This window comes from Micromonospora sp. WMMC273, from assembly GCF_027460285.1.
GTDB lineage: Bacteria > Actinomycetota > Actinomycetes > Mycobacteriales > Micromonosporaceae > Micromonospora > Micromonospora aurantiaca.
In genome coordinates, this window is record NZ_JAPZBE010000001.1 from 3315718 (window position 1) to 3338015 (window position 22298).

At 74.8% G+C, this 22298-nt stretch carries 19 protein-coding genes; 7 read left to right on the plus strand and 12 right to left on the minus strand.

Annotation, left to right across the window (positions count from 1 at the left end; translation table 11 throughout):
* Positions 1-2 precede the first annotated feature (2 nt).
* Genes O7611_RS15565 through O7611_RS15600 form a run of 8 tightly spaced genes read right to left on the minus strand, consistent with a single transcriptional unit; the run spans position 3 to position 7663 of the window.
* Positions 3-1250, minus strand: coding sequence for a beta-ketoacyl synthase N-terminal-like domain-containing protein (locus O7611_RS15565; protein WP_194799248.1), 1248 nt, complete (start codon positions 1248-1250; stop codon positions 3-5).
* On the minus strand, positions 1247-2518 hold the full coding sequence (locus tag O7611_RS15570) for a beta-ketoacyl-[acyl-carrier-protein] synthase family protein (protein ID WP_194799247.1): 1272 nt from the start codon (positions 2516-2518) through the stop codon (positions 1247-1249). The genes O7611_RS15565 and O7611_RS15570 overlap by 4 nt, the downstream gene beginning before the upstream one ends.
* Positions 2515-2925, minus strand: coding sequence for a cupin domain-containing protein (locus O7611_RS15575; protein WP_013286648.1), 411 nt, complete (start codon positions 2923-2925; stop codon positions 2515-2517). The genes O7611_RS15570 and O7611_RS15575 overlap by 4 nt, the downstream gene beginning before the upstream one ends.
* Positions 2922-3629 carry an SRPBCC family protein gene (locus O7611_RS15580; protein ID WP_269697112.1) on the minus strand — a complete coding sequence of 236 codons (708 nt, stop codon included), beginning with the start codon at positions 3627-3629 and terminating at the stop codon, positions 2922-2924. The genes O7611_RS15575 and O7611_RS15580 overlap by 4 nt, the downstream gene beginning before the upstream one ends.
* Positions 3626-5107 carry an acetyl-CoA carboxylase biotin carboxylase subunit gene (locus O7611_RS15585; RefSeq protein ID WP_194799245.1) on the minus strand — a complete coding sequence of 494 codons (1482 nt, stop codon included), beginning with the start codon at positions 5105-5107 and terminating at the stop codon, positions 3626-3628. The genes O7611_RS15580 and O7611_RS15585 overlap by 4 nt, the downstream gene beginning before the upstream one ends.
* Positions 5107-5592 (minus strand): acetyl-CoA carboxylase biotin carboxyl carrier protein, encoded by a 486-nt coding sequence (accB, locus tag O7611_RS15590; RefSeq protein ID WP_194799244.1) that lies wholly within the window; start codon positions 5590-5592, stop codon positions 5107-5109. The genes O7611_RS15585 and accB overlap by 1 nt, the downstream gene beginning before the upstream one ends.
* The gene (locus tag O7611_RS15595) at positions 5592-7313 is read right to left on the minus strand and encodes an acetyl-CoA carboxylase carboxyltransferase subunit alpha (RefSeq protein ID WP_194799243.1); all 1722 of its coding nucleotides are present in this window, start codon (positions 7311-7313) and stop codon (positions 5592-5594) included. Before O7611_RS15595 ends, accB begins: the two co-directional genes overlap by 1 nt.
* Complete coding sequence (locus O7611_RS15600; protein ID WP_194799242.1) at positions 7310-7663, minus strand: TcmI family type II polyketide cyclase; 354 nt, start codon at positions 7661-7663, stop codon at positions 7310-7312. The genes O7611_RS15595 and O7611_RS15600 overlap by 4 nt, the downstream gene beginning before the upstream one ends.
* 411 nt (positions 7664-8074) lie before the next feature.
* Between O7611_RS15600 and O7611_RS15605 the strand changes: the two genes are divergently transcribed.
* From O7611_RS15605 to O7611_RS15630, 6 genes are all read left to right on the plus strand, one after another.
* Positions 8075-8917 carry an AfsR/SARP family transcriptional regulator gene (locus O7611_RS15605; RefSeq protein WP_269697113.1) on the plus strand — a complete coding sequence of 281 codons (843 nt, stop codon included), beginning with the start codon at positions 8075-8077 and terminating at the stop codon, positions 8915-8917.
* 62 nt (positions 8918-8979) lie between these two features.
* On the plus strand, positions 8980-9327 hold the full coding sequence (locus tag O7611_RS15610) for a TcmI family type II polyketide cyclase (protein WP_269697114.1): 348 nt from the start codon (positions 8980-8982) through the stop codon (positions 9325-9327).
* Between the two features lie 250 nt (positions 9328-9577).
* Positions 9578-10486: a helix-hairpin-helix domain-containing protein gene (locus O7611_RS15615; protein ID WP_269697115.1), complete on the plus strand. Its 909-nt coding sequence runs from the start codon at positions 9578-9580 to the stop codon at positions 10484-10486.
* 287 nt (positions 10487-10773) lie between these two features.
* Positions 10774-11976: a low temperature requirement protein A gene (locus O7611_RS15620; protein WP_194799239.1), complete on the plus strand. Its 1203-nt coding sequence runs from the start codon at positions 10774-10776 to the stop codon at positions 11974-11976.
* A 108-nt stretch (positions 11977-12084) separates the two neighbouring features.
* Positions 12085-12291, plus strand: a complete 207-nt coding sequence (locus tag O7611_RS15625; protein WP_013286658.1) for a hypothetical protein — start codon at positions 12085-12087, stop codon at positions 12289-12291.
* A gap of 177 nt (positions 12292-12468) precedes the next feature.
* On the plus strand, positions 12469-13428 hold the full coding sequence (locus tag O7611_RS15630; RefSeq protein WP_269697116.1) for a TIGR03557 family F420-dependent LLM class oxidoreductase: 960 nt from the start codon (positions 12469-12471) through the stop codon (positions 13426-13428).
* A gap of 27 nt (positions 13429-13455) precedes the next feature.
* Here the strand turns inward: O7611_RS15630 and O7611_RS15635 are convergent, their stop codons facing one another.
* From O7611_RS15635 to O7611_RS15650, 4 genes are all read right to left on the minus strand, one after another.
* Positions 13456-15552 carry an amino acid transporter gene (locus O7611_RS15635; protein ID WP_269697117.1) on the minus strand — a complete coding sequence of 699 codons (2097 nt, stop codon included), beginning with the start codon at positions 15550-15552 and terminating at the stop codon, positions 13456-13458.
* Between the two features lie 63 nt (positions 15553-15615).
* Complete coding sequence (locus O7611_RS15640) at positions 15616-16053, minus strand: hypothetical protein (protein ID WP_269697118.1); 438 nt, start codon at positions 16051-16053, stop codon at positions 15616-15618.
* A gap of 96 nt (positions 16054-16149) precedes the next feature.
* Complete coding sequence (locus tag O7611_RS15645) at positions 16150-16920, minus strand: DUF5995 family protein (protein WP_194799235.1); 771 nt, start codon at positions 16918-16920, stop codon at positions 16150-16152.
* A 117-nt stretch (positions 16921-17037) separates the two neighbouring features.
* A complete protein-coding gene (locus tag O7611_RS15650; RefSeq protein WP_194799234.1) occupies positions 17038-19977 on the minus strand; it encodes a helix-turn-helix transcriptional regulator in 2940 nt (979 codons plus the stop codon).
* A gap of 267 nt (positions 19978-20244) precedes the next feature.
* Between O7611_RS15650 and O7611_RS15655 the strand changes: the two genes are divergently transcribed.
* Positions 20245-22245 carry an adenylate/guanylate cyclase domain-containing protein gene (locus tag O7611_RS15655; protein WP_269697119.1) on the plus strand — a complete coding sequence of 667 codons (2001 nt, stop codon included), beginning with the start codon at positions 20245-20247 and terminating at the stop codon, positions 22243-22245.
* Positions 22246-22298: the final 53 nt, after the last annotated feature.

Consider the following 22298-nt stretch of genomic DNA (forward strand, 5'->3'; position numbering starts at 1 on the left):
GGTCAGCGTTCGCCGGCCGGTGGGGGCGCGGCGCCGCGCAGCACCAGCGCGCTGTTGAACCCGTCGAAGCCGCGCGCCCCGACCAGCGCGATCCGGCTGCGCGGCGGGCGGGGCCGCCGCAGGAACGTCAGCTCGCAGCCAGGCGCCGGCTCGTCCGGGCCGGCCGAGGCGGGCAGCATCCCGTGGCGGAACGCCAGCAGCGCGGTGGCCGCGTCCAGCGCGGACCCGCCCTGGTGCGCCCGGCCGGTCAGCGGCTTCTGCGTGGTCACCGGCGGGGTCCGGTCGCCGAACACGGTGTGCAGTGCCGCCGCCTCGGCCCGGTCGTACGCGGGCACGCCGAGCGCGTCCGGCCAGATCACGTCCACGTCGTGCGGCCGTACCCCGGCGCGCTCCAGCGCCAGCCGCAGCGCGCGGGCGTAGTGGGCCGGGTCCGGGCCGACCGCCGGGTCGGTGGGCGCGGCGTCGTGGGTGGCGGCCCAGCCGGTGACCTCCCCGTAGACGCGGGCACCCCGGGACAGCGCGTGGCCCAGTTCCTCCACCACGAAGACCGCACCGCCCTCGGCCGGCACGTACCCGCTCGCCGCGACGTCGAAGGGCCGGTACGCCCGCTCCGGGTCGGACACGTCGCTGAGCAGGCCGGAACGGAGCTGGCAGGCCAGCGCGTACGGGCTCAGCGGGCACTCGGTCGCCCCGGCGATCACCACGGGTGTGCCCCGGCGGATGGTGCGCACCGCGTGCGCCAGGCTGTCCAGCCCGCCGGCGGACTCGGACACGGTCACCCCGGACGGCCCCTTGAACTGGTGGCGGATCGACAGCTGCCCCACGCTCGCCGCGTAGAACCAGGCGATCGACTGGTACGCCCCGACGGTGCGGCTCGGCCCGCCCCAGAGCCGTTGCAGCTCCCGCTGCCCGAACAGGTTGCCGCCCGACGAGCTGGCGAGCGTGACCGCCCACTTGTACGGGTCGGGCGACACCTCGGGCAGCCCGGCGTCGGCGAGCGCCAGCTTGGTGGCGGCGAAGCCGAGGTGCGTCCACCTGTCCGTCTGCACCCGCTGCCGGGTGTCGCTGAACCCGGCCGGGTCGAAGCCGGCCACCTCCCCGGCCACCCGGGTCGGGTACCGCTCCGGGTCGAACAGCGTGATCGGCCCGGTGCGCCGGGTGCCCGCGAGCACGGTGTTCCAGTGCGCCTCGGCGCCGACGCCGCTGGGCGCGACCACGCCGATGCCGGTCACCACCGCACGCGCGGTCATGTCGGCACCGCCGCCAGCCGGCGGAACACCATCGCCGACTGGAAGCCGCCGAACCCGCTGCCCACCGACAACGCCACGTCCACCGGCACCTCCCGGGCCTCGTTCGGCACGTAGTCCAGGTCGCACTCCGGGTCGCGGGTGGTCCAGTTCGCGGTGGGCGGCACCACGCCGTACTCGATGGCGAGCGCGCAGGCAGCCATCTCGATCGAGCCGATGGCGCCGAGCGAGTGGCCGACCATCGACTTGATCGAGCTGATCGGCACCCGGTACGCCGTCTCCCCCAGCGCCCGCTTGAACGCCGCAGTCTCGTGCCTGTCGTTCTGCCGGGTGCCGGAGCCGTGCGCGCTGACGTACGACACGGCCGTCGGGGCCAGCCGGGCCTGCCGCAGCGCGTCGCTGATAGCCACCGCCATCTCCGCGCCGTCCGGGCGCAGCCCGGTCATGTGGAAGCCGTTGCTGCGGCTGGCGTACCCGGCGACCTCGCAGTAGACGTGCGCGCCCCGGCGGCGGGCGTGCTCGGCCTCCTCCAGCACCAGCACCGCGGCGCCCTCGGCGAGGACGAACCCGTGCCGGTCGGCGTCGAACGGCCGGGAGGCGTGCTCCGGGTCGTCGTTGTCCGGACTGGTCGCGCCGATCGCGTCGAACGAGGCGACGGTGACCGGGGAGATCGGCGAGTCGGCCGCGCCGGCCAGCACCACGTCGGCCTCGCCGTCGGCGACGAGCTGGTGGGCATACCCGATGGCGTCGATGCCGGAGGTACAACCGGTGGAGATCACCTGCGCCGGGCCGTGCAGGCCGTGCCGGCAGGCCACGTCGGCGGCCAGGCTGCTGGGCACCAGCGCCTGGTAGAGGTACGGCCCGCCGAGCGCGTGGTCGACCAGCCAGTGCCGGCCGGAGTCGCTGACCCGCACGTACTCCTGCTCCAGCGCCATGGTCCCGCCGACGGCGGTGCCGAGCACCACACCGGCGCGTTCCCGTTGCGCGTCGCTGAGGGCGAGGCCGCTGTCCGCGAGCGCCTCGGCGGAGCAGGCGAGCGCGAACTGCACGTACCGGTCGGCGCGCTGCCGTTCGGCGAGCGTGATCCCGGCGGCGTCCGGGTCGAAGTCGCACTCGGCGGCGATCTGCGACCGGAACGGCGACGGGTCGAAGAAGCTGATCCGTCGGGTCGCGGTACGTCCCTCGGTGATCGTCTTCCAGAAGCGGTCCCGGGTGGCTCCGCCGGGTGCGACGACGCCGATGCCGGTGACCACGGTACGGCGGCCGGTCACGACGGCTCCCGTGGCGGCGGTGCGGCGCTCTCGGTGTCGACGTGGCCGAGTTCCGGGCGGGGGGCGAGCGGTCCGAGGTGGAACACCACCTCGGCGGGCTCGTCGCCGGTGTTGCGCAGCCGGTGCCGCACGTCCTTCGGCACGTAGAGCGCCTCCCCGGCGGCGACCGGCACCGGCGTGTCGTCCAGGTCGACGGTGATCGCGCCGCGGGCGACGTAGAGGAACTCCTCGCTGTACGGGTGGTAGTGCTCGGCGATCCGCTCCCCCGGCGCGAGCGTGGCGACGCCCATGAATCCGGAGGTGCTGCCGACCGTCTTCGGGCCGAGCAGCACCCGCAGTTCCCCGCCCCGGCGGCGGTCGGCGGGTACGTCGTGGACGGAGACCCGGGCGGTGGTGGTGTCGGTCATCGCGCGCCTCCCGCGTGCGCCCGCTCGATCTTCTCCTTGATCACGGCGAGCTGGATCGTGCTGTTGGTGTTGATCCGGTCGGTCATGCCGGCGTTGTCGATGGGCGCGTCGGGCTTCATCGCGAAGTCCTGCGTCCAGGTCATCCGGGTGCCGCCGGGCGTCTCGTCGTAGCGCCAGTGGATGCGCATGTACTCGAACGGGCCGGTCTCGACGCGCCGGGCGTGCACCTCGCGGGTGGCCGGGTCGGCGGTGCGTTCGCTGACCCAGCTCCACGCCACGCCGTTGGAGTCCGGGTGCATGGTGAGCCGGAAGCGCACGGTGGCGCCGTCGCGGTGCAGGATCTCCGCGGTCGCGTACTCGGTGAACAGGTCCGGCCACCGGGCCACGTCGTTGGTGATCTCCCAGACCAGCGGCAGCGGCGCGGCGATCTCCACGGCGTTCTCGGTGTGCCCGGGCGGGTCCGCCTTGCGGGCCACCAGGTCGGCGACGCCGGCGATGCTGAGCTGCCCGGCCTGTTCGGGGATCTTCACCCGCCACCTGTCGGCCACCACCGCTGACAGTTCGAGCAGCGCCAGCGAGTCCATGCCCAGCTCCTCCAGGCTCGCGGCGGGCGCGCCGGCGGCGGCGTCCGGGTCCAGGCCGCAGTGCGTGACCAGGATGTCGGTGATCTCACGGGCGAGCGGGCGGTCGGGGGCGACGGTCATCGGTTCCTCCAGGTGGTCGGGCCGGCGGCGGGCACGGCGCTGACGGGGGTACGGCTGCCCGGCTCGGCCGCAGCGCGCGGGTCGGGCACGACGGCCCGCGCCGGGGGCGCCCCGGCCGCGTCGTCGGCGGGCGGGGCGAGCAGGCGTTCCACCAGGGCGGTGGTGTGCCGGGCGGCGCGGAACGCCGGGTCGCGCAGCACCCGCCGGGCGAACGGGATGGTGGTACGCACGCCGGGACCGGCCACGTCGAACTCGGCCAGCGCCCGGTCGAGCCGGTCCAGTGCGGCGTCGCGGTCCGGCGCCCACACCGCCACCTTCGCCAGCAGCGAGTCGTAGTGCGGGCTGACCAGGTAGCCGACGTGCCCGTGGGTGTCGACCCGGGTGAACGGGCCGCCCGGCGGGCGGAACCGGTCCAGCCGGCCCGGTGCGGGCGCGAAGTCGCGGTCCGGGTCCTCCACGTTGACCCGGCACTCGATCGCCACGCCGTCCAGCCGTACGTCGGACTGGCGCAGCCGCAGCGGCGTGCCGTACGCCACGTGCAACTGTTCCTGCACGAGGTCGATGCCGGTGACCATCTCGGTGACCGGGTGTTCCACCTGGATCCGGCAGTTGATCTCCAGGAAGTGGCAGCGTTCGGCCTCGTCGACCAGGAACTCCACCGTCCCGGCGCCGGTGAAGCCGACCGACAGCGCGCCGCGCAGCGCCACCTCGGCGACGGTGTCCAGGGTGGCCTGCCGCAGCGCGGGCGCGGGCGCCTCCTCGATCAGCTTCTGGTGCCGGCGCTGCACCGAGCAGTCCCGGGTGCCCAGGTGCACACCGTTGCCGTGGCCGTCGCAGAGCACCTGCACCTCGACGTGGCGCGCGTCGGCGAGATACCGCTCGACGTACACACGGTCGTCGCCGAACGCGACCTGCGCGGCCGCGCGGGTGCGGGCGTACGCGCGGGGCAGCTCGGCGGCCGAACGCACCACTGTCATGCCGCGCCCGCCACCGCCCGCCGCGGCCTTCACGATCACCGGGTAGCCCACCTCGGCGGCCACCTCCTGCGCCTCGCCGACGCTGGGCAGTGTCCGGACGCTTCCCGGCGGCAGCGGCAGCCCGGCTGCGCTCATCAGCGCGCGGGCGGTCGACTTGTCCGCCAGTGCGGCCATCACCTGCGGCGGCGGGCCGACGAAGACCAGCCCGTTCTCGGCGCAGATCTCGGCGAAGTCGGCGTCCTCGGACAGGAAGCCGTAGCCGGGGTGGACCGCCTGCGCGCCGGTCTGCCGGGCGGCCTCCACGATCGCCGCCGCGTTGAGGTAGCTGCGCCGGCTGGCCGCCGGGCCGATCCGTACCGCCTCGTCGGCGAGCCGTACCGGCAGCGAGTCGGCGTCGGCGCTGGAGTGCACCACCACCGTGCGCACGCCGAGTTCCCGGCAGGCGCGCAGCACTCGCAGCGCGATCTCGCCCCGGTTGGCGATCAGCACCTTGTCGAACATCAGGAGTCCTGTCCGGTGACCGGTTCCAGGGCGATCAGCGGCTGGTCGTACTCGACGGGCTTGCCGTCGTCGACAAGCACCTCGACCACCCGTCCGGCCTGGCCGGCGGTCACCTCGTTCATCAGCTTCATGGCCTCGACGATGCCGACCACCTGGCCCGGGCGGACCATGTCGCCGACCGCGACGAACGGCATCGCGCCGGGTTCGGGAGCGCGGTAGAACGTGCCGACCACCGGTGAGCGAACGACCGGCCGGTCGGTCGACGGCGCCGCACGCGCGGCGGGTTCGGCGGCCCGTGCCGGCAGCGCCCCGGCCGGTTCGGCGGCGCGCTGCGCCGGTGCCGCCGGGTCGTGCCACTCGACCTCCAGCACCGACTCGCCGGTGCGCAGCCGCACCCGGCGCACCGGCCCGGCCAGGTCGGCGACGAGCTTGCGGGCCTGCCGGCGCAGCCCGTCGAGCACCTGCTCGGCCTCGGCGTCCGCCATCACGCCACCTCCGCCCGGCCACCGGCCGGGGAGGCAGCCGGGGACGGTCCGGCCGCGCGGGCCGCGCCGAAGCGGCGGAAGCGCTGCCGGCGGCGGCGGACCAGCGTGGCCGGAGGGACGGTGAGCAGCGGGGCGAGGTTCGCCGCCACGGCCCGGCGCAGCAGCTCGGCCGCGCCGCCCGGGTCGGCGTGGGCGGCCGGGCGCGGCTCCGGCACCAGCTCGTCGACGACGCCGAGGCGGCACAGGTCGGCGCCGGTGAGCCGCAGCGCGCGGGCCGCCTGCGGGGCGGCCGAGCTGTCCGGCCAGAGGATCGCGGCGCAGCCCTCCGGGCTGATCACCGAGTAGACGGCGTGTTCCAGCATGAGCACCCGGTCGGCGACCGCGAGCGCGAGCGCGCCGCCGCTGCCGCCCTCCCCGGTGACCACCGCCACCACCGGCGTGGGCAGCACGGTGAGCGCGAGGATGTTCTCCGCGATCGCCGCCGCCTGGCCCTGCTGCTCGGCGCTCACCCCCGGGTCCGCGCCGGGCGTGTCCACGAGCGTCACCACCGGCAGCCGCAGCCGCGCCGCGAGACGCATCAGCCGCAGCGCCTTGCGGTGACCGGCGGGGCTGGCCATGCCGAAGTTGCGGGTCACCAGCTCGGCTGTGGTGTGCCCCTTCTGGTGGCCGATCACCATCACCGGCCGTCCGTCCAGGCGGGCGATGCCGCCGACGACAGCCGGGCAGTCCGCGCCGAGCCGGTCGCCGTGCAGCTCCACGAAACCGTCGAACGCGGTCTCCAGGTAGTCCAGTGTGGTCGGCCGGCCCGGGTGCCGCGCCGTGCGTACCGTCTCCCAGGGGTCGCGGTCCGGCCGCGTGGTCGCTGTGGGCGCGGTGGCCGGCGGGCGCGGGGCGGGCGCGGTCTCCGGGGCGCGGCGGCCCGCCTCGGCGGCGGCGAGCAGCGCCGCGAGCCGGCCCCGCAGCGCGTGCCGGGGCACCACCATGTCCACCTGGCCGTGCCGCAGCAGGTATTCCGCGGTCTGGAAGCCCTCCGGCAGCTTCGCGCCGGTGACCTGGCGGATCACTCGAGGGCCGGCGAAGCCCAGCCGGGCGCCGCTCTCGGCCAGCACCAGGTCGGTGTTCGTAGCGAAGGAGGCGGCCACCCCGCCGTACGTGGGATCGGTGACCACGCTGACAGTGAGCAGGCCCGCCTCCCGCATCCCGGCGAGGGCCTGGCTGACGGTGGCCATCTGCATCAGCGACAGCGCGCCCTCCTGCATCCGCGCCCCGCCCGACGCGGTCACCAGCACCAGCGGGATGCCGTCGGCGAGCGCCCGCTCGGCGGTCCGGGTGATCAGCTCACCGACCGCGCAGCCGAGGCTGCCGCCGAGGAAGCGGAAGTCCATCACCGCCAGCGCGACCGGGTGCCCGCCCAGCCGGGCGGTGCCGCAGAGCACCGCCTCGTCCAGGCCGGTCGCCGCGCGGGCCGCGCCGAGCCGGTGCGGGTACGGCAACTCGTCGACGAACTCGATCGGGTCGACGCGTACCGCCCGGTCCGGCAGCGGGACGAACGAGTCCGGGTCGGCCAGCTGCGCCACCCGGTCCGGCGCGTCCAGCCGCGCGTGCGAGCCGCACTCCGGGCAGACGTCCAGGTTCCGGCGCAGCCGCTTGCGGTAGAGCAGCGACGCGCATCCGTCGCACCTCGACCAGAGCTGCTCGTCGCGCGGGGCGGTCGTGGTCACAGTGGCCGCCCGGCGGTGTCGTACCGGTGGGCCGGCGCGTCGTAGCGGTAGAAGCAGTGCGCCATCGCGTCGCGCGGCGACCGCCAGGTCGGCAGGTACGGCGAGATGTACGGCCGCAGCCGCTCGCTGATCCGGATGAACTCCGGATGCCCGCGGTTGTCCTCCACCGCGCCCTGCGCGGGCGTCTCCGTCTCCAGCAGATGGACGTAGAGGTCGTGCAGCCGGTACAGCGAACGGTGCCGGACCCCGACCAGGCCGGGCAGCTCGGTCGCGTCGGACTCGGCGAAGATCTCGGCCACCCGGTCCTCGGCCGTCGGCACCACCTTGGCGACGATGAGCGAACGGTCCATTCGCGCCTCCTGGACGTCCCGGTGCGCGGCGAACCGGTCGCGCCGCACGGATTGCCACACGGTCGCGCCGACGGCGTCTACCGGGCGTCAACCGGGCCCCATCGGGCCACAAACATGGTGACGCTGCGTTGACGCAAGCTGTGCGCGAGCTATGGGAAGATCGCTTTCCGGCCCCCGGGTGACGACACTTCTTCGCAGATCACGGGCGTATTACCGAGCCCACTACGGATAGTCAGGTGACCGACCGACCGTTGACTGAGAGTAACAGGCGTTGATATTCTGCGTCTCGGTCAGCCCGGCCACGGTGGAGCTTCCGGCCGTGGCGGAGGCGTTCCGACACCGGCGTCGCGGGCGGCGGTCCGGGCAACGCGAAACGGTCGGGACGAGGGTTCCGGTGCTGGGGGGTGCGCCGTGTCGGGTGGATCGAGAATGCCGACGGCGGGCGAACCCGCCCCACGGGTGTCACTGCATCTGCTGGGCGGCTTCCGGCTGCTGCACGACGGCACGCCCGTGGTCGTACCCCGGGGGTTGCAACGCGTCATCGCGCTGATCGGCCTGCGCCCGGCCGCGACCCGCAGCCACCTCGCCGGGCTGCTGTGGCCCGAGACGCCTGAAGAGCGGGCGCTGTCGTCGCTGCGCACCGCGCTGTGGCGGCTGCGGCAGGATCCGTGCTGCCCGCTGCGCACCGACGGCGACACCGTCCGCCTCGGACCGACCGTCCGCCTCGACGTGGACGACCTGGTGGAGACCGCGGCGCTGGTCCGCGAGGGCGCCGTCCCGCGCGGCGCCGCCGGCGCCGGACGCCACGACCTGCTCCCCGGCTGGTACGACGACTGGGTGCTGCTGGAACGCGAACGGCTGCGCCAGCTGCGCCTGCACATGCTGGAGGAACTCGCCGGCAACCACCTCACCGCCGGACGGCACGGCGAGGCGCTGGAGGCGGCGCTGGAGGCGATGGCCGCCGAACCGCTGCGGGAGACCCCGCACCGCCTGGTGGTCCGCATCCACCTGGCCGAGGGCAACGCGTTCGAGGCGGTCCACTCCTTCTACGTCTACCGGGACCTGCTGCTGCGCGAGCTGCGCCTGGAGCCGTCCCCGGCGATGACCGCGCTGCTCGACGACACCCTCGCGCCGATCCGCCGGGCCAGCCGCCCGGAGCCGCCGCCGCGCCGCACGGACCGGACCGCCAAGCCGGCGCCGCGCGCCCCCGCCTCACCATCGCCACCACCATCAATGCCCCGGGGTACGCGGTGACGGCGAGGTGACAGCGCGACCGGCACGGTGAAGCCAGCACCGCGGCGGCGAGAGGGGTCACTATGAGTCGACTGTTGGTGGTCAGCCGGATCGTGCCGGGCGCACAGGGACGGGTGGCGCAGATCTTCGCCGAGGCCGACGCCACCGAACTGCCGCACCTCACCGGCGTCCGGCACCGGTCGCTGTACTACCTGCACGACCTGTGCGTCCATCTGATGGAGACCGTCGACGTCGCCCCCGGCCTGACCGCGGAACTGCGCGACAACCCGCTCTACGAACAGGTGAACAAGCGGCTGTCCGCGCACACCTCCCCGTACCTGCCGACCTGGCACTCGCCCCGCGACGCCGTAGCCGGCTGCTTCTACAGCTGGGACTGTGCCGACACCCCTGCGCCCGACCGGATCCACTGACCGGCCACGGGCGACGGACGGGACGCCCCGGAACCACGCACGGCACCCAGGTTCCGGGGCGTCTCCCCGTTCTCCGAGCCGTTCGACCCGCCTTCCGGCACACGCTCGGTCATCCTCCGGGCACCGGCCGACACCGCCGGTCCCACCGCTGCGGCCCGACCCCGGGCTGCCTGTCGTGCGCCGCGCGCGTGTGCGAAGCTGCCCCGAGTCTTTCGCCACCGTCGTGCACGTACATAGAAGGAGGTTGGCCATGCCGTCGAGCTTCGGGCAGTGGCTGTTCGTCATCCTGGCCCTGCTCATCGGATTCGGCGTCGGCTGGTTCTTCGTCGGCCGCCGCCGGTCCGGCACTCCGGCGACGCCCACGGTGGAGACCGCCCCCGCGGTGACCGCCACCGTCGACGAGCCGCGTCCGGTGGCTGTGGTCGACGAGCCCCCGGCCGCAGCCACCGTGTCCGAGCCCGCCCCCGCCGAGTCCCCGACCGCCGAGCCGGCCGTCGCCACCGCCGCCCGTTCCGACGACGAGCCGGCCGCGTCCTCCCCCGCCGCCTCCGACGCGGCCGTCTCCGACCCCGTCGTATCCGACGCGGCCGTCTCCGAGCCCGTAGTGTCCGAGCCCGTAGTGTCGGAGCCGGTCGCCTCGGAGCCGGTCGCCTCGGAGCCGGTCGTGTCCGAGCCGGTCGTGTCCGAGCCGATGTCGGCGACGTCCGAGACCGAGCCGGTGTCCACCGAACCGGTTGCCGCGCCCGTGGCCGACGCCGAGCCGGTGACGGCTCCGGCCACCGTCGACGTGGACGAGCCGGTCGCGGAGAAGCAGCCCGCGATCGGCGCAACCATCGACGCGCCGGCCACCGAGCCGGTCGCCGTGCCCGCCCCGCGTACCTCGGTCGAAAACGACGTACCCGCCGCGGCGGACACCGACGCGCCGGACGACTTCCGGCGGATCCAGGGCATCGGGCCGAAGCTGGCAACCGCCCTGCAGGACGCCGGGATCCGCACCTACCGGCAGCTCGCCGAGCTGGACGAGGCCTCGCTGCGGCAGACGGTGAAGGCCGCCGGCCTGCGCTCCGCGCCGGGTCTGGCCACCTGGCCGCAGCAGGCAAAGGTGCTGGCGGGTGCCGGCGCGGACGCCGACCGGGTGCTCCCGGCCGGCGCCGAGTAGACGCTCCCCCGTGTTCCAGGCCGGTGGTGACGATGGTCGCCACCGGCCTGGCGCGTTTCCCACCCGCCAGTACCGGACCGGCTACATCATCACCCCACCGACCCCGCCACCTCCCCGAACTGACGCACCGCCCACCAGAACCCCGAAGTGGTGACACCACCACCCACCCCATCACCCCAAGCCTGACCGGTATGCCGGAAAGCCGACCGTGCGGGGACGGGCGTCGCTACCGTCGGTGAAGGGCCGGGACGGCCCGCCGCGCGTACCGCCACCCGCAGGAGCATCTCGTGCCCACCGCAGCGCCGGAGCCCGCCGACCGGCGACCGCCGGTCCGCGATCCGGAGGCGCCGCGCCGGGTGACGCTGCTCGAACTCTTCTTCGACCTGGTCTACGTGGTGGCGCTGGCGTTGATCTCGCGCAACCTGGTCGGGTCGGTCACCTGGGAGCGGGCCGCCGAGTCGCTGGTCATGCTGATGGCGATCTGGTGGACGTGGGCGATCACCACGCTGGTCACCGACATCTACGACCCGCGGCGCACCGAGATCAAGCTGCTGATCGTGGCGGTGATGTTCGGCGCCCTGCTGATGACCACCGCCATCCCGGAGGCGTTCGGCGCCCGAGGGCTGGTGTTCGCCGGCACGTACGTGGCGATCCATCTCGGACGCGGCCTGTTCCTGATGCCCGCCGTACGACGGCACCCGCAGAGCAGCCGCCGGGCCATCCGCATCTTCGTCTGGTTCGCCGTGTCGGCCGTACCCTGGCTGGTCGGCGCGCTCGCCGCGCACGGCACCACCCGGCTGTGGTTGTGGGCGGGTGCACTGGCGATCGACTACCTGGGGTTCCGGCTGGCGTACCCGGTGCCGGGACTGGGCGCGGTGCCGGAGGCCCAGCGCAACGTGACCGCCGAGCACCTGTCCGAGCGGTACCAGCAGTTCTTCATCATCGCGCTCGGCGACGCCGTGCTGGTCGCCGGCACCGTGTTCAGCCTGCACCACTCCGAGCTGGAGAACCTGGCCGCCTTCACCATCGCGTTCGCCACCACGCTGCTGCTCTGGCGCGTCTACGTGCACAAGTCCGGTGAGCTGCTGCCGAACGCCATCGCCCGGGCGGCCCAGCCGAGCCGGTTCCTCAACACCGCGCCGTACACCCATCTGCTGATGGTGGCCGGCGTGGTGACCACCGCGGCGGGCTTCGACCTGGTCCTGCTGGAACCGACCGGCCACACGCCGCCCGCCTGGCTGGCGGTGATCCTCGGCGGGCCGGCGCTGTTCCTGATCGGCCGGGGCGCGTTCGAGTACGAGGTGTTCAGCCGGGTGTCGGCGTCCCGGCCCGGCGGGATACTGGCGCTGCTCACGATCGCCCCGGCCGGGTTGTTCCTCGCGCCGGTCTACGCCTCCGCCGGGGCGTTGCTGGTGCTGGCCGGGGTGGCGTTCGCCGACTACCGCCGCAGCCGGGGCCGGCCGCCCGAGGAGCCGATGCCGCCGCACTGAGGTAATCGGAATCGGCCGTGCCGGCACCGGTGCGCCGTTTGGCGGATCACCCGCACGGGGTACAAGGCCTCCACCTCGAATCCACCACGACCCCAGTGGAGGCAACTGATGCGCGGCACCTCGATAGTCGGCGTCCTGGTCGTCATCTGGCTCATCATCGGCGCCATCGCCGCCGGTCAGCGCGGCTACTACGGCAACGACGAAACCAACTGTGCGGAGGCGGGCACGATCCTGGTCACCATCGTGGCCGGCCCGCTGAACTACATCGGCGCCAACCCGAAGGTGGACTGCAAGCTTCCCGAGCCGTCGAAGTAGGCCACCACCCCCGTACCTTCCGGCCCGCGCCCGCCCGGCGAGCGCGGGCCGTTTCGTGTCCGCGGCGCGGACCGTCACCACTCCTACGGCGTCCTAGGAGGCTGGGTTCCGCCTGGTTTGCCGCCGGAACCGGTGGGAACGGCAGCGGTTCCGCGACGACGGAACGGAGAACCGGGCATGCGCATCGGCTACAAGCTCGCCTCGGAGGCGTTCGGGCCCCAGGAACTCATCCGGCAGGCGATCCGGGCCGAGGAGGCCGGCTTCGACTTCGTCGAGATGAGCGACCACTACCACCCCTGGCTGGAGGCGCAGGGGCACTCCTGCTTCACCTGGAGCGCGCTCGGCGCGATCGCCGCCCGCACCACCACCCTCGGCCTCGCCACCGGCGTCACCTGTCCATCGGTCCGCTACCACCCGGCGATCGTCGCGCAGGCCGCCGCCACCATGGCGCTGATCTCCGACGGGCGGTTCACGCTCGGGGTGGGCGCCGGGGAACGACTCAACGAACACGTCGTCGGGCAGGGGTTCCCCAGCGTACGGGGGCGGCACGAGCGGCTGCGCGAGGCGCTGGAGATCATCCGGCTGCTCTGGCAGGGCGGCTACCGCTCGTACGGCGGCCGGCACCTGCAACTGGAGGACGCCCGCATCTGGGACCTGCCCGAGCAGCCGCCGGTGATCGCCGTGGCGGCGAGCGGCCGGGAGTCGGCGGGTCTCGCGGCCGAGCTGGGCACCGGCCTGTTCGCCACCGAGCCGAAGTCGTCGATCGTCGACCAGTACCGCAACGCCGGCGGCCAGGGCCCGCGCTACGCCGAGGTGCCGATGGCCTGGGCCACCGACGAGGAGACGGCGGTGCGCGCGGCACGGGAGACCAGCCGCTGGGCGATCACCGGCTGGAAGGTGATGAGCGAGCTGCCCAACCCGGTGAACTTCGATGCCGCCACCACCTGGGTCGAGGACCACCACATCCGGCAGCAGTTCTCCGTCGGCCCGGACGTGGCGCCGCACGTGGAGAAGGCGCGGACGTACGTGGAGGCCGGCTTCGACCACATCGTGCTGCAGAACGCCGGGCCGGACCCGGACGGCTTCCTGGACTTCTGCGCCAGCGACCTGCTCGCCCGGGTCCGCGCGCTCGGCTAGTCCCGCTGCTCGCCGGTCACTCGCGCGTCAGCCGCCGACGTGGATGCCGGGGCGGCGGGTCGGGTCCGGCTCGGACTTGCGGATGATCTCCCGCACCACCGGCGGGGTGTCGCCCCGGCCGAGGATGAGGTAGCGCAGCAGGTGCGCGATCGGGTTCCCCTCCGACCACTCGAAGTGGCAGTGCGGGCGCACCCCCGTCGCGTCCCGCAACGCGAGCAGGATCGCGGCTATCGCGTTCGGTGCCGCCGGGCTGCTGGTACGCAGGATCCGGTAGCCGCCGGACTCCACGCCGTGCACCCGCAGTACCTGACTGAACTGGGACGGATCGCTCACGTCGATCTCCAGGAACAGCACGTCGGCGGCGCCCGGCACCGGGTTCATCGACCGCTGCGCCCGTTCCTTGACCCGGTACTCCTTGACCGACCCGCGCTGCCGCTTGTTGGCGATCAGGTGCAACCGCCCGTCCCGGGCCACCGACTCGTCGACGAAGCGGCGGGCCGCCTCGTCGAACTCGATCCGCTCGGCGCGCAGCTCGGTGGTCCGGGTGACCCGGGAGATCAGCGACACCGCGACGATCCCGGCGATGAAGAACCCGGAGATGGTGATGCCGTCGGGCTTCTCCACCACGTTCTCCACCAGCGCGTACAGCAGCACGGCGGTGAGCAGCGCGAACCCGGCCCCGGCGGCGCGGCTGCGGGCGCGCACCGCCGCGATGGTCACCGCTATCGCGCCGGAGACCATCATCGCGAGGATGCCCGTGGCGTACGCGCCGGCCTGGGCGTTCACGTCGGCGGAGAAGGCGATCGTGATGGCGATGCTGATCGCGGTGTAGACCAGCACCACCGGGCGCACCGCCCGCCCCCACTCCGGGGCCATGCCGTACGACGGCAGGTAGCGGGGCACGATGTTGATCAGCCCGGCCATCGCCGAGGCGCCGGCGAACCAGAGGATGAGCACGCTGCTGATGTCGTAGACAGTGCCGAACGCCTCGCCGAGGTGCTCGTGGGCGAGGAAGGCCAGCGCCCGGCCGTTCGCCGGACCGCCCGGGTCGAACGCCTCGGGCGGGATCAGCACGGTGGTCACGAACGTGGTGGCGATCAGGTAGACCGACATGATCAGCGCGGCGGCGGTGAGCAGCCGGCGGGTGTTGCGGATCCGGGCGTCCAGCCGCCGCTGCGCGTCCTCCCCTTCGCCCCGCACCAGCGGCATCATGCTCACCCCGGTCTCGAACCCGGACAGGCCGAGCACCAGCAGCGGGAACGCGAGCACGCTGGTGACCAGGACGTCGCCGGGCCCGCCGGCGTCGGTCAGCCGGCCCGTCCAGTCACCGAGCAGGCCCGGATCGGCGACGACCTCGGCCACCCCGGCGACCACCACCACCGCGTTCAACGCCAGGAACACGGCCACCAGCGGAATGGCGACCTGCACAGCCTCGCTGAACCCGAGCAGGAACACGCCGCCGAGCACGAGCAGCAGCGCCACGGTGACCAGCACCGCCGCGGTGCCGCCGTGCGGGAACGACCCCGGCAGCACCGGGTTCTCCAGCAGGTGCACGCTGGCGTCGGCGGCGGACAGCGTGATCGTGATGATCCACGAGGTGGCGACGAAGCCGAGCAGCACCAGCACGAAGATCTTGCCGCGCCAGAACGGCAGCAGCCGCTCCAGCATGGCCACCGAACCCTGCCCGTGCGGGCTCTCCCGGGCCACCCGGCGGTACATCGGCAGCATCCCGAGCAGCGTCAGCGCCACGATCAGCAGCGTGGCCAGCGGGCTGAGCGCGCCGGCCGCGACGGCGGCGATGCCGGGCAGGTAGGACAGCGTGGAGAAGTAGTCGACGCCGGTCAGGCACATCACCTGCCACCACGGGTGGGACCGGGTCTGGTGCTCGCGGACCTCCGGGCCGACCGGCTCGACCCGGTGGGCGAACAACCACCGGTGCAGGCGGCCCGCCGGTGCCGCCGGCCGCGTCGGGGCCGCCACCCGTTCCGGCAGCTCCGGCACGGTACGGCCGGCCCGCTCGGCGTGGTCGCCGTGCCGACCGGCCCGGGCCGCGGCGGCAGCGTGCGCCTCCCGGCGCCGCTCCCGCGTACGCCGGGGCTGTTCCGGCTCCCCCGCCTGCCCCATCTGCTCCCCTTCGTCCCTATGAAGACGGTAGGGGTTGTCCCGGGCGCGGCCCGGCCGAACCGGTCAAAGATCCGGTCCGCGGGTCAGCGCGGCGCGCACCGCCGCCGGGTCGGCCAGCGTCACGGTGACCGCCGGGTGCCGCAGCCAGGGGCCGGGGGCCAGCGCCGGCACCGGCTCGGCGAAGCGCAGGCAGAGCCCGCCGGCCACGCTGGTGCCGAAGGTCACCCCGCCGTCGGCCGCCGACAGGTGCGGGCCGATCGCCCGCCACCAGCGGTACGGCCCGCTCACCTCGGCTCCGGTCACGTTGCCCGGCGTGGTGCGCAGCAGCCACGGCCCGAACCGGACGACGAACGCGTCCGGGCCCCAGTCGAGCCAGGCCGTGGCGGGCCGGACGCCGAGCAGTGCCAGCGGCAGCCGGAACGCCGGGTCGAAGCGGAACGGGAAGCGGCGGGCCGGGCCCGGCGGGAACGCCCCGGGGCCGGCCGGTTCGTCTGGTGGCACGGCGCCGAGGTACCCGGTGCGGCGGGCTCGACACCCCCGGGCGGCGTTCCCGCGTCCCGCGCCCGGACGGCGGGACGCGGGAACCCCCCGTCCCGGCTACTGCAGGAACGCCCCGAGGGGCGACAGCAGCAGCCGGCCGAGCAGCGCGGCGTTGTCGTCCAGCCGCGTCCGCTCACACTCGCGGGCGTCCGGGTCGTGCCGGCAGCGCCAGATCTTCTGCGCGTTGCGCCAGGCCACGTTCCGGGTGTACTCCACCAGTTCGCCCTGGTACCAGTCGTCGATCTCGCCGTTCACCATGTCGATCATGAGCTGCCAGTTGTCCAGGTAGCCACGGCGCAGGTCCGGGATCCGCTCGGCGAAGATCTTGTTGATCTCCAGGTAGTCGCGGTGCTGGTCGCTGCCGTCGATCGGCTCGGACTCCAGGCTGTCGAACGTGGTCACCAGCGCGAACGGCAGGTCGTAGTTGATGTGCGCGTTGACGCCCGCGGCGGCCGACGGCAGCGGTCGGGCGTCCGGGCCGCGCATCCGCTTGAACAGGCACGACCACGCCTTCGGGGTGCTCGGGCTGGAGTCGGTCCAGAACCGCAGCGCCTCGAAGTAGCGGGCCGCGAACTCCACGTCCAGCCGGGCCAGGAACGCCGGGTCGCAGAACCGGTCGTCGTACAGGCCGTCGAGCACGGTGCTGGTGATGACCAGGTAGAGCTTGTTGAAGTCGGCGAGCGGGCAGCTCTCCTCCAGCGGCGGCAGCCGGACCAGCAGGTCCTGCAGCTTGGTCAGATGGTCCACGACCGCCGGCACGTCGGCGGGGTGGTCGGCGAGCAACCCGACGATGTCCTGGTGCACAGGACCCCAGACCGGTTCGGTCATCTCTCCTCCACCGCGCCCCCGGCGCCCCCACGACGCCACCACCCCTGTTCCGCGGGACAGCCTGCCAGGCGCCGTCCACCCGGCGGATCCGTCGAACGACGTATTGGCGACGTACGCCTACTCCACGCCGTTGCGCAGGAAGATGGCGCTGGCCTGCACCCGCGTGCGTACCTGGAGCTTGTCGAAGATGTGCGAGACGTGGACGCCGATGGTCCGCTCGCTGATGAACAACCGCTGGCCGATCTCCCGGTTGGTCAGCCCCTCGGCGACCGCGGCGAGCACCTCCCGCTCCCGGGCGGTGAGCGTCGCCAGCTCGTCCACCGCCGGTCCGGCGGGCGCCGCCGCCCGCTGCCGGGGCACCGGCGCGGGATCCGGCGCGGCGTCCAGGGGCACCCGGGCCCGCGAGGCGATGGTACGGATCTCCGCGGTCAGCGGCACCGCGCCGAGCGACTGGGCCATTGCGTACGCCCGGTGCAGCAGCTTGCCGGCGGTGGCCACCCGGCTGCGGCGGGCCAGCAGCGCCTCGGCCTGCCGCAACCGCGAGTACGCCGCCGGGTAGGGGTGGTTGCGCCGGTCCCATTCGAGCGCGGAACGCTCCCACAGCGCCGGGTCGCCACGGCCGTCGTCGAGCCGGCTCAGCTCGGCGTCGCAGAGCGCGAGGAACCCCTCGGCGACGTACCGCACCGGCGCGCCCGCCTTGGCGCTCTTGCCGGTCACCCGGTCGACCACCTCGCGCAGCCGGCGTACCGCGTTGGGGTCCACCTCGATCGTCCGGCCGGCCGCCGCCTCGGCCTCCGCGCGCAGCCCGTGCCAGGCCAGCGTGGCCAGCACGATCACGTCGTCGGAGCGGCTCTCGGTCAGGCCCCGCTGCACCGCCTGCCGGGCCAGGTCGTGCCGGCCCTGCCACATGGCCAGGCCGGCGCGCAGGATGAGCATCGGCAGCACGTGCCGGGCGCCGCCGCCGGCCAGCACCGTCGCCACCGCCTCCAGATCGCGGTCGGACGCCTCGACGTCGCCGTACCCGACGGAGAGCCGGCACCGGGCCAGCAGCAGCTCGACCGCGTCGGCCCCGGAGGGACGGTGCCGCAGCGCGGCGGCGACCACCTTCTCCGCCTCGGCCCACTGCCCCACCCGGAACAGCCCGTTCGTCGCCACCGCCAGCAGCCGGGTCTCCCAGGTGCGGCCGAGCCCCAGCTCGGCGACCCGGTCGGCGCCCCGGCGGGCCACCACCACCCCCTCCTCGAGGATGTTCAGCGGGCCGGTGAGCAGCTCGGCCAGGTGCAGATACGCGCAGGCCACGTCCTCCGGCCGGCCGGACCGTTCGGCGGTGTCCAGCGCCCGGCGCATCACCGCCAGCCCGGCGGCCGGATCCTCCAGGAACGCCTCGCTGAACCCGAGCGCGGCGCTGGCCATCACCACCTCGGAGGTGGTACCGGGCACGTCGGCGGCGAGCGTGAGGGCCTCCCGGGCCTGGTCACCGGCCTCGGCGTAGCGGCCCAGGTGCAGCAGCAGCTCGGCCAGCCGGGCGGCGGCCGTGCACCGCTCCCGCGGCGTGCAGTCGGGCGAGTCCAGCACCTGCCGGTACTCCTGCTCGGCGGGGGCGGACCGGCCGGCCGCGGCCAGGTAGCGGGCCCGGCGGATACGCAGCGCGCAGACCGGCGGGCCGGACGGGTCGTCGGCCAGCTCCTCCAGCAGCGTCAGGGCGCGGGCGTGCTCACCGCTGTGGTGCGCGGCCTCGGCGGCGTGGCTGAGCAGCTCGGCCCGGTCCACCTCGACCGGCTCGGGCCGCGCCCCGTCGGGCAGCACGGCGGCCGGCTCGGTGGCCAGGGTCAACGCGGCGGACCAGTGGCGGTGCGCCTCGGCGTACCCGTGCAGCCGTTCCGCCTCGCGGGCCGCGGCCATCGCGGCGGGCAGCGCCCGGCCCGGCTCCCCCGCGTGCCGCCAGTGGTGGGCCAGCCGGGCCTGGTGCAGCTCGGCCGGTACGGCGGTGAGCGCCTCGGCGTAACGGCGGTGCAGCGCGGCCCGCTCGGCGGGCAGCAGTTCGTGGGCCAGGACCTCGGCGACCAGCCGGTGCCGTAGCCGGTAGCCGTCGTCGGCGCCGACCAGCAGCCGGTGCGCGACCGCCTCCCGGACCGCGTCGAGCAGCTCGTCCTCGGGCAGCCGCACCACCTGTGCCAGCAGCCAGTGTTCGACCGGCTCGACGCCGACCGCCACCGCGTGCACCACCGCGTGCGCCGGCTGCGGCAGCGCGTCGACCCGGTCGAGGAACACCTCGCGCAGCGTGTCGGAGAGACCGTCGCGGCCGTCGCGCCGGTCGCGGGCCAGTTCCTCCACCACGAACGGGTTGCCGCCGCTGCGCTGCCAGAGCTGGTCGGCGGCCTCCGGCGGCAGCGGCGCGCCGACCACGGCGGCGGCCAGCTCGTCGGTGGCGGACCGGTCCAGCGGCAGCAGGTCGATCACCCGTACCGAGCGCAGCCGGCGGAGCTCGGTGAGCACCCGGCGCAGTGGATGCGCGCCGCGCAGCGACTCCGCCCGGATCGCCGCCAGCACGGAGAGCTGGAGGTCGCCGAGGCCGGCCAGCAGGTAGAGCAGGAGCTGGCGGGTGCTGCGGTCGACCCACTGCAGATCGTCGAGGACGAGCACCAGCGGCCGTCCGCCGGCCACCACGTGCAGGCCCTGCGCGACGCGTTCCAGCAGCGCACCGGCCCCGTCCGGGCCGGGGGTCTCCTCGTCGAAGACCTGCAACACCCCGCGGATCGCGGAGGTGGTGCGCGCCTCGGACTGCTCGGCCTCGAGCCGGCGCAGCGCCTGCCGTACCGGATGCAACGGCGAGGCGTCTCCGATGTCGAGGCAGGTGCCGGTGAGCACCAGCGCGCCGGTCTGCCGCAGCTGCTCGCCGACCTCGGTCAGCAGGCGGGTCTTGCCCACTCCGCTCTCTCCGGTGAGGAACACCGCGCCGGTCTGCCCGGGCCGCAGGTCGTCGTAGAGCGCCGACCGCAGCGTCGCCATCGTCCCGGTACGGCCGACGAGCGGTGCCGTGTCCACGTCGCTGGCCATGGAACGCAGCCTAGTCACAGGTCCCCGCACCGTTCTACGGCCTCCGGGCCGGACTCGTACCTCTCGCGTCGACTACACGACTAATGGTTGCGGGTGCCCGACATACGTCGTCCTACAGATCCCCCGAGAACCCGGTGGTGAAAGTCTGCGGAGGTCGTCGGGCACCGCTATCGGGAAAGGGTGGGTGCGATGTTGATCACCACGCCCGTGGGGAGTCGGGAAGCCGTCATCGCGGCGTGCCGGCCGGTGCCCGAGGAACGACGGATCGTGACCGTCCTCTTCGTCGACATCGTGGGCTCGACCCGGCTGGTCGAGCAGCTCGACCCGGAGGACGTGCGCGCCTTGCAGCGCGCCTACTTCGGCACCGTCGCCTCGGTGCTGCGCCGCTGGCGGGGCGTGGTGGAGAAGTACGTCGGCGACGCGGTGATGGCGCTGTTCGGCGCGTCCGGTTCGGACGGTCTCGACGCGTACCGGGCGGTGCGGGCCGGGTTGGACATCCAGGCCGCGCTGGCGCGGCGGCGCCCGGCCGGCGTCCGGCTGAGCGTGCGGGTCGGCGTGGCGACCGGTGAGGTGCTGCTGGACCTGGCCGGGGTCCGCGACGGCGGCCACGGCGCGGCCAGCGGCGCGGTGATCACCACGGCGGCCCGCCTCCAGGAGCACGCGCCGCCCGGCGGGGTCGTGGTCTGCCCGGCCACCCGGGACGCGGTGGCGGGGCTGGTCGAGCAGCGTCCACTCGCCACCCTGACGCTCGCCGGCAAGACGCTTCCGCTCGACGTGTGGCGGGTGACCGGGCCGGCCGGGAGCCGGCCGGCCCGGCACCGCGTCCCGCTCGTGGGCCGCCGCCGGGAGCTGGCGAGCGCGGCCGACGAGGTGACCCGGGCGCTCCGCGAGCGGCGTCCCCGCTGGATCTCACTGGTCGGCCCGCCGGGCAGTGGCCGCAGCCGGCTGCTGCACGAGGTGACCCGCGCCGTGTCGAGCGTGGACGGCGTGCCGGTGCGCCGGCGGGTGACGGCCTGCCCGCCGTACCCGTGCGGGGAGCTGGCGCCCCTGGCCGGCCTGGTGCGGCCCCGGCCGGACGCGACGGGCGTGGACGGCCCGGGCGACGTGCTGGCGGCGTTCCTGGCCACGCCGGACGACGACACGGTGGCGCAACGCGCCGTGGTCGCCTGCCGCGAGGCGCTGCTCGGCCTGGCCGCCGAGGCGCCGGTGGTGGTCGCGGTGGACGACCTGGACCGGGCCGCCCCGGCGCTGCGCCTGTTCCTGCAGCAGCTCCACGTGGCGGCCGGTGAGCGGGGACTGCCGCTGGCGGTGGTCACCACCTGCGGATCCGGCTCGGCCGACCCGCTGCCCGCGCCGGCGCGGCGGATCCCGCTGGAGCCGCTGGGCCCGCTGGACACCGGGCGGCTGCTGCGGCACCTGCTCGACCGGGCCGGGCGGCCGGCCGCGCTCGCCGCGCGGCTGGTGACGCTCGTCGGCGGCAACCCGGCGGTCGCGGCTGCGTACGCGGGCGCGGAACCGTCCGGCGTACCCGCCGCCGCGCGCCGCCTGGTGGACGCCCGGCTGGACCGGCTCGACGGTACGCACCGGGCGGTGCTGCTGGCCGCTGCCGCTCACGGCGGTCCGGCCGGGGCCCCCGCGGTGGAGGCGATGCTCGGCTGGCCCGCCGGCCGGGCCGAGCCGGTGCTGCGGGAGCTGGCCGCGGCGGGGCTCCTGTACCCGGTCGCGGCGGGCGGCTGGGCGGTCGACGCGCTGGTGGCGCGAGTGACCGCGCTGCGGCTGTCCCGTGCGGTACGGGCGGACTTCGCCCGCCGCCTGCGTGCCGCGAAGGACACCGCTGCCGGCCGTGTGCCGGGAGCGGCGACCGGCGTCCCGTCCCGGGGCGCCGGCGAGCGGGAGGTCTGCCCGCTCGGGGCGGGGCGGTCGCGCCGGTCGGGTGGAGGGGCCCGACCGGCGCCCGTCCCGCCGGACCGGACCGATGCCTGCGACACGGCGCCCGGGCAGCCGGGCCGGGCCGGCGGACTCCCGGCGGAGCCCGGACGGGCGGGCCAGCCGGTGCGTGCCGGACCGGCCGCCGCCGCGACACGGATCGTCCCGGGTGTCAGGGCGTGGCCGGGGTCGTCGTCCACGGTCGCGGCGCGGCCCGGGCGGTCCGATCCGGCACCTGTGGTCACGGCGTGGCGGGAACGGCGGACCGGTCCGCCCGGGCGGGTGGGCCGGAACCGGCGAAGAACCGAGCCCGGCGGGCACGCGCTCGGGCTGGCGGCATGACGTCCGGGTCGGAGCGGGCACGGGGCCACTCCGGCCCGGACGTCACTCGGCGG

Excerpts from the sequence above, each read along its gene's own strand:
- O7611_RS15565 (WP_194799248.1), bottom strand. The coding sequence starts at position 1,250 with ATGACCGCGCGTGCGGTGGTGACCGGCATCGGCGTGGTCGCGCCCAGC.
- O7611_RS15575 (WP_013286648.1), bottom strand. The coding sequence starts at position 2,925 with ATGACCGACACCACCACCGCCCGGGTCTCCGTCCACGACGTACCCGCC.
- O7611_RS15580 (WP_269697112.1), bottom strand. The coding sequence starts at position 3,629 with ATGACCGTCGCCCCCGACCGCCCGCTCGCCCGTGAGATCACCGACATC.
- O7611_RS15585 (WP_194799245.1), bottom strand. The coding sequence starts at position 5,107 with ATGTTCGACAAGGTGCTGATCGCCAACCGGGGCGAGATCGCGCTGCGA.
- accB (WP_194799244.1), bottom strand. The coding sequence starts at position 5,592 with ATGGCGGACGCCGAGGCCGAGCAGGTGCTCGACGGGCTGCGCCGGCAG.
- O7611_RS15600 (WP_194799242.1), bottom strand. The coding sequence starts at position 7,663 with ATGGACCGTTCGCTCATCGTCGCCAAGGTGGTGCCGACGGCCGAGGAC.
- O7611_RS15610 (WP_269697114.1), top strand. The coding sequence starts at position 8,980 with ATGAGTCGACTGTTGGTGGTCAGCCGGATCGTGCCGGGCGCACAGGGA.
- O7611_RS15615 (WP_269697115.1), top strand. The coding sequence starts at position 9,578 with ATGCCGTCGAGCTTCGGGCAGTGGCTGTTCGTCATCCTGGCCCTGCTC.
- O7611_RS15625 (WP_013286658.1), top strand. The coding sequence starts at position 12,085 with ATGCGCGGCACCTCGATAGTCGGCGTCCTGGTCGTCATCTGGCTCATC.
- O7611_RS15630 (WP_269697116.1), top strand. The coding sequence starts at position 12,469 with ATGCGCATCGGCTACAAGCTCGCCTCGGAGGCGTTCGGGCCCCAGGAA.
- O7611_RS15635 (WP_269697117.1), bottom strand. The coding sequence starts at position 15,552 with ATGGGGCAGGCGGGGGAGCCGGAACAGCCCCGGCGTACGCGGGAGCGG.
- O7611_RS15645 (WP_194799235.1), bottom strand. The coding sequence starts at position 16,920 with ATGACCGAACCGGTCTGGGGTCCTGTGCACCAGGACATCGTCGGGTTG.
- O7611_RS15650 (WP_194799234.1), bottom strand. The coding sequence starts at position 19,977 with ATGGCCAGCGACGTGGACACGGCACCGCTCGTCGGCCGTACCGGGACG.